The sequence below is a fragment of the Sphingorhabdus sp. genome (assembly GCF_044239665.1).
In the GTDB taxonomy this organism is placed as follows: domain Bacteria; phylum Pseudomonadota; class Alphaproteobacteria; order Sphingomonadales; family Sphingomonadaceae; genus Sphingorhabdus_B.
Genome location: NZ_JBIIBA010000051.1, coordinates 1 through 5337, shown reverse-complemented (window position 1 = coordinate 5337; position 5337 = coordinate 1). Strand labels below are relative to the sequence as shown.

Annotated in this window: 7 protein-coding genes; all 7 read left to right on the top strand. The window is 55.8% G+C overall.

Translation table 11 applies throughout. The features are described 5' to 3' along the window. The coding region (locus ACILP3_RS10375) for a Leu/Phe/Val dehydrogenase (protein WP_395616557.1) at window positions 1-975 on the top strand (975 nt) is incomplete at its 5' end. A 52-nt stretch (window positions 976-1027) separates the two neighbouring features. Further along, a complete protein-coding gene (gene ccmC / locus ACILP3_RS10370) occupies window positions 1028-1744 on the top strand; it encodes a heme ABC transporter permease CcmC (protein WP_395616556.1) in 717 nt (238 codons plus the stop codon). Continuing rightward, window positions 1744-1875: a heme exporter protein CcmD gene (locus ACILP3_RS10365; protein ID WP_395616555.1), complete on the top strand. Its 132-nt coding sequence runs from the start codon at window positions 1744-1746 to the stop codon at window positions 1873-1875. The genes ccmC and ACILP3_RS10365 overlap by 1 nt, the downstream gene beginning before the upstream one ends. Further along, window positions 1872-2321 (top strand): cytochrome c maturation protein CcmE, encoded by a 450-nt coding sequence (ccmE, locus tag ACILP3_RS10360; protein ID WP_395616554.1) that lies wholly within the window; start codon window positions 1872-1874, stop codon window positions 2319-2321. The genes ACILP3_RS10365 and ccmE overlap by 4 nt, the downstream gene beginning before the upstream one ends. Before the next feature lie 10 nt (window positions 2322-2331). Continuing rightward, the gene (locus tag ACILP3_RS10355) at window positions 2332-4263 is read left to right on the top strand and encodes a heme lyase CcmF/NrfE family subunit (RefSeq protein WP_395616553.1); all 1932 of its coding nucleotides are present in this window, start codon (window positions 2332-2334) and stop codon (window positions 4261-4263) included. Then, the gene (locus ACILP3_RS10350) at window positions 4260-4790 is read left to right on the top strand and encodes a redoxin family protein (RefSeq protein WP_395616552.1); all 531 of its coding nucleotides are present in this window, start codon (window positions 4260-4262) and stop codon (window positions 4788-4790) included. The genes ACILP3_RS10355 and ACILP3_RS10350 overlap by 4 nt, the downstream gene beginning before the upstream one ends. Then, entirely contained in the window at window positions 4787-5188 is a 402-nt protein-coding gene (locus ACILP3_RS10345; protein WP_395616551.1) for a cytochrome c-type biogenesis protein CcmH, read from the top strand. The genes ACILP3_RS10350 and ACILP3_RS10345 overlap by 4 nt, the downstream gene beginning before the upstream one ends. Window positions 5189-5337 lie beyond the last annotated feature (149 nt).

Here is a 5337-nt window from a genome sequence, read left to right as displayed (position 1 = left end):
GACGACCGCGTGACTGGGCTAAGGGCGGTTATCGCTGTGCATTCTACGTATTTGGGGCCAGCAGCAGGCGGAACACGTTTTTGGCATTATGGCGATTCACAGGCCGCGATTACAGATGCGCTGCGTCTGTCGCGCGGCATGAGTTACAAAAACGCAATGGCGGGGCTTTCTGCCGGCGGTGGCAAAGCGGTGATACTTGCGAATCCTGCGCGCACCAAAAAGCAGGAGATGCTCGACGCCTTTGCCCGCGCGGTAGATTCGCTGGGCGGGAAATATATCACGGCGCAGGATGTCGGCATGTCTGAAGCAGACATGGTTTCTTTGTCGAAGGTTACGCCGCATGTTGCGGGCCTGCCCGGACAGGGCGGTGATCCGGGGCCTTATACAGCGCGCGGGGTATATCTGGGTGTTGAGGCGGCAGCAAAGCATGCCCTTGGCGCCGACAATATGTCGGGTGTCCATGTCGCTATTCAGGGCGTTGGCAGTGTTGGCGGCGGTCTTGCGCGTTATTTGGCGCAGCAAGGGGCAAAGCTGACATTGGCCGATGTCGATTCGCAACGTGCCGCCGACTTGGCTGCGGAACTTGGCGGCAATAGCGTCCCAGCCGACACGATCATGAACGTCGAAGCAGATATCTTTAGCCCCTGCGCTTTGGGAGCCATTCTTACGCAAGCGAGCGTGCAGGCTTTGAAAGTGCGCGCCGTTGCTGGCGGGGCGAACAACCAATTGGCCTTAGGACCAGAGGGCCGGCTGCTGGCGGATAGGGGTATCCTTTACGCGCCGGACTATGTCATCAACGCAGGCGGCATTATCAACGTGTTACGCCATATCGAAAATGCCGATGATGCGGAAATCAACCGTCGCATTGATGCCATTCCGGATCGTCTTTCCGCCATCTGGACCAAAAGCGATTCGACCAACATGACGCCAGCCGAAGTCGCCGACAATATGGCACAAAAGCTTATTGGCAGATGATCGCAAATCCGTTGGCGTAACGCTTTTGCGGTGCTAAAGGCGCTGCCTAATCATGCATCGCTTTGCCAATCCTGCCCGATTCTTGCGTATCGCAAAGCCGCTTACGCCAGCATTATTCTGGCCGGGCCTGTTTCTCACATTGATTGCTTGCATATGGGGTTTGTTTTTCACCCCGACCGAACGATTGATGGGTGATACCGTCAAAATCCTTTTCGTACATGTGCCCGCCGCGTGGCTGGGCATGGGGGGATGGACGGGCATTGCAATTGCCAGCATCGTGCAATTGGTATGGCGGCACCCGTTGGCGGGCGTTGCTGCCCGTGCGATTGCTGTTCCCGGTGCGACCTTCGCGGCGATCTGTCTGATCACGGGGTCTATCTGGGGGCGGCCAACATGGGGCACCTGGTGGGTCTGGGATGGCCGATTGACGTCTATGCTCGTGCTCTTTTTCTTGTATCTGGGATATATCGCGCTTTCCAATGCTTCAAGCGAGAAGGGCGACACCAGCCGCGTGGCGGCGGTCTTTGGCGTCATTGGCGCGGTCAACATCCCGATCATCAATCGTTCGGTTATCTGGTGGGAAAGCCAGCATCAAAAAGCGAGCATTACGCTGGGCGGATCGTCGATTGATGCGGCGTATTTGGTGCCCTTGTTTGTGGCCGTCGCGGGTTTCAGCCTGTTGTTCGGCGCGCTCGTGCTGATGCGGATGCGCGCAGCATTGGCAGAGATGCGGATTGAAGCGCGGATGCGCCGGATGGCGCAAGGCTAATGCCCCACGCACCGTTCATTTTCGCGTCATTTGCCGCCACGGGCGTCGGTATGATTTGGCTTATCGTTTCTAGTTATCTTTCCATGCGCCGTGCGGAAGCTTCGGCAGATGCATTTAAGGAACAGTCATGAAACCCAAACATCAGCGTTTGTTGTTGGCCTTGATTGCCGTGGTAGCATTGATAAGCGCGGGCCTGATCGCGGCGTCCGCTTTGCGCGAAGAGGCATCCTATTTCTATACGCCTACAACCTTGGCTGCCGCTAATGTCGAACCTGGAAAAGCCATAAGGCTTGGCGGCATGGTGCAGAAGGGGTCCATTGTGCGCGCCAGTGATGGTGTTTCCATAACGTTCATCGTTCAAGATCAAAGCGGCACGCAAAAGGTCGCCTATCGCGGCATTACACCTGATTTGTTTGTGGAAGGCTCCGGCGTCGTCGCTGATGGCCGCCTCCGGCCTGACCGTGTGTTTGTAGCGGAAAGCTTGCTGGCCAAGCATGACGAAAATTACGTGCCGAAAGAACTCGCCGATATCGATATGAGCGCGGCTGAAAATACACAAAATACGGTTTCTCAATGAAGGCTTTAACATGATCGCAGAAGCAGGATTGGCCGCCCTTTGGCTTGCGGCGGCGATGGCGTTGCTGCAACTTGTAGGCGGCCTGACATTGCTGCGCGGGGGGGTAGGGCAGTTAGCGCCGCTAATTAAGCCCGCGGCCTATATGCAGGGCGCTTTGTGCACATTCTCTTTCTTCGCGTTAATGTGGTTATTTTATGTGACCGATCTGTCGGTGCTGTTGGTCGCAAGCAATAGCCATATCGACAAGCCGATGATTTTCAAATTGGCTGGCACTTGGGGTAATCACGAAGGCTCGATGCTGTTGTGGGTTGCGGTGCTGTCTGTATCTGGCGCGGCCATCGCGTTTTTTGAAAAGCGGATTGATGCAACAACATTATACGCGACGCTTGCGGTGCAAGGTTTCATTGCGCTTGGTTTTTTTGCGTTCCTGTTATTTGCATCGAACCCATTTGAACGGCTGGTGCCAGCACCTTTAGAAGGCGTGGGGCTGAACCCGTTACTTCAGGACGTTGGCCTCGCCTTTCATCCGCCGACGCTGTATATGGGCTATGTCGGCCTCTCTATCGCATTTTCCTTTGCGGTTGCCGCATTACTGACTAACCAAGTGGGGCCAGCATTCGCGCGGGCGATGCGGCCATGGGTTTTGGCTGCTTGGATTTTCCTCACCATCGGCATCGCGGCGGGCAGCTATTGGGCCTATTATGAATTGGGCTGGGGCGGTTGGTGGTTTTGGGACCCTGTGGAGAATGCGTCGCTGATGCCATGGCTTGCGGCGACAGCCTTGCTGCATTCGGTCAGCGTATTGGCGACCCGTAACGCCCTGCGGGCATGGACTATCATGCTTGCACTGGTCGCTTTCGCCATGTCGATGGCGGGTACGTTCCTTGTACGGTCGGGGATATTGACCAGCGTTCATGCCTTTGCCGTTGATCCTGAACGTGGCGCGTTCATTCTGGCGCTCATGCTGCTATATACCGGCATCGCTTTCGTCATTTTTGCCTTGCGCATCGGGACGGTGAAGCAAGGCGAACCCTTCCAATTGGTCAGCCGCGAGGGCGGTATAGTCGCGAACAACATCTTCCTCAGCGTCATCTTGGCGGTCGTTTTGATCGGAACGCTCTACCCTCTCGCCGCAGAGGCGATGGGTGACAAAATTTCCGTTGGGCCACCATATTTCAACAAGGCGACTGTGCCTGTCATGCTGCTTTTGATGCTCGCTTTGCTGATTGGTCCCATGTTGCGTTGGCGGCGGGACGAATTGATGCGGATAAAATATTGGCTCATCGGAGGGGCTGTTATCCTGCTGTGCGGCGGGTTGGTGGCTTGGAAACTAGCCCCGGACGCCGGTTTATTCCCGCTTTTGGGTATCGCTTTGTCTTTTGCGCTTGGGGTGGCTGCATGGCTGCCGCTGCGGGGCCGCAAATTGCTGCGAACGCCTTTGCCCATTTTTGGCATGGTTATTGCCCATTTCGGGATAGCGGTTAGCGTCTTTGGTATGGCTGCTGAATCTGGGTTTTCCAAAGAAACACTGACTGCGCTTGCGCCCGGAGAAAGCGCGCAGATATCCGGCTGGAACGTTAAGCTTGATGACGTCAAGCCGGTGGTCGGCGACAATTGGGTCGCCGTCGAAGGTGAAATGGTCGCTGGCAAAAATAACGATGCTTTTGTGATGCGTCCTCAATCGCGGTACTTCTTTAAACCCGAAATGCAAACGAGCGAGGCAGCATTGCTAACCCGCTGGAATGGCCAATTATACGTCGTCATCGCGCAACCGGATCAAGAAGGCGATGGCCGTTGGCAAGTTCGTTTGTGGTGGAAGCCATTTGTGACCTTTATCTGGTATGGCGGGATATTGATTGCGCTAGGCGGCACGATATCGCTGTTCGGGCGGATGTTCCGGCGCGCCAAGAAGCCTGCAATCAATAAGTGGGAACGCGCATGAATCGACCTTGGCTGTTATGGATACCGCTTGCGGTTGTTGCCTTCATTGGCGGGCTTGCGATCTATGGCCTTGCCGTACCCAAGGACGATCGAGTCCATTCGGGGATGATTGGCAAAAAACTGCCCGCATTTTCGCTGCCCGCGGCAACGGCTGGCGTTCCCGCTTTATCCAGCGCCGACATGGCCGATGGTAAGCCGCGTTTGCTCAATATTTTTGCAAGCTGGTGCCTGCCTTGCAAGGCGGAAGCACCCCATTTGGAGACATTGAAGGCGGCCGGTGTCGAGATTGACGCTATCGCTATTCGTGACAAGCCGGAGGATGTGGCCGCCTTTCTCGCAGAGTTTGGCAATCCGTTTCGGCGCATAGGTTCCGACAATGAAATGGCGGTGCAGTTGATGCTTGGGTCGTCTGGCGTTCCAGAAACCTATGTGATCGACGGTGACGGCACGATATTGTTTCAGCATATTGGTGATATTCGGGCAGAACATGTGCCGATGCTTATTGAAAAAGTGAATGCCGCGAAATGAGAGCCTTTGCGCCCATTTTGCTTTTGCTTTCCGCGCCTGTTTGGGCGCAAGGTAGCGGCCCAACCCCCGCGCTGGCCAACCGGCAACTCGCCGATCCGGTAAAGGAGGCAGAAGCCATGCGTCTGATGCACGGCCTGCGCTGCATTCAATGTCAGGGGCAATCTATTGCAGATAGCGATGCCGCAATGGCCGGCACTATGCGTGCCGAGGTGCGTCAACAAATCGCCTCGGGTCAGAGCCCACAAGCCATTCGAAGCTGGATGATCGACCGTTATGGTGAATGGGTCAGTTTTGAACCAGATATGAAGGGGGCAGGACTTTTGCTCTGGATCGCGCCCTTTTTGATATTCTTTGCCTCAATTTGGCTTGCCCGCGGGTTGTTTCGGAGGCGCACATGAACGGTTGGCTTGCACTTGGTTTGCTCTCGCTCCTCAGCCTGTCTGTGCTGGTATATTATGTACGGTCGTCAAAGGGGTTGTGGCAGGTCGCCGCCGCAGCAGTGCTGTTAGGAATGGCCGGATATGCCCTGCAGGGGCGTCCGTCGTTA

Excerpts from the sequence above, each read along its gene's own strand:
- ACILP3_RS10350 (WP_395616552.1), top strand. The coding sequence starts at position 4,260 with ATGAATCGACCTTGGCTGTTATGGATACCGCTTGCGGTTGTTGCCTTC.
- ACILP3_RS10355 (WP_395616553.1), top strand. The coding sequence starts at position 2,332 with ATGATCGCAGAAGCAGGATTGGCCGCCCTTTGGCTTGCGGCGGCGATG.
- ccmC (WP_395616556.1), top strand. The coding sequence starts at position 1,028 with ATGCATCGCTTTGCCAATCCTGCCCGATTCTTGCGTATCGCAAAGCCG.
- ACILP3_RS10365 (WP_395616555.1), top strand. The coding sequence starts at position 1,744 with ATGCCCCACGCACCGTTCATTTTCGCGTCATTTGCCGCCACGGGCGTC.
- ccmE (WP_395616554.1), top strand. The coding sequence starts at position 1,872 with ATGAAACCCAAACATCAGCGTTTGTTGTTGGCCTTGATTGCCGTGGTA.
- ACILP3_RS10345 (WP_395616551.1), top strand. The coding sequence starts at position 4,787 with ATGAGAGCCTTTGCGCCCATTTTGCTTTTGCTTTCCGCGCCTGTTTGG.